Here is a 436-nt window from a genome sequence, read left to right on the forward strand (position 1 = left end):
ACCGGTGGTCCGGTCGGTACCGGGCGGGCTTTCGCCCGAAGGCGCTGCGCCGCCTCGTCATGGCCACCGACACGTGGCTGCGACGCGCCGTCCTGGAGGTCGACGACCCCTACCACCCGATCGGCCAGCCCAACGTCGAGTACGCGGCCGACGGCCACGACCCGACGGTCTTCGACCCGGGCACACCCGCGTACGCCGGCGTGCTGGCGGCCCGCGCGGACCGTCAGCGACTCGTGCGGGAGCACCTCGTGACCGTCACCGCCGCGGACCTGACGAGTGCGCGCCGCAACCCCTGGGCGCCCGAGCACCCCGAGACCGTGCTGTCGTGCCTGCACACGATCCTCGAGGAGGAGTGGGAGCACCTGCGCTACGCGCTGCGCGACCTGCACGTGCTCGAGTCGCGCACGACCACCTGACGACCACCTGACGACCGACC

At 73.2% G+C, this 436-nt stretch carries 1 protein-coding gene; it reads left to right on the forward strand.

The window, feature by feature from the left end:
• The coding region (locus G3I71_RS47910; protein ID WP_203733178.1) for a DinB family protein at nt 1-416 on the forward strand (416 nt) is incomplete at its 5' end.
• Nucleotides 417-436: the final 20 nt, after the last annotated feature.

The sequence above is a fragment of the Streptomyces sp. SID12501 genome, assembly GCF_010550245.1.
Classification (GTDB): domain Bacteria; phylum Actinomycetota; class Actinomycetes; order Streptomycetales; family Streptomycetaceae; genus Streptomyces.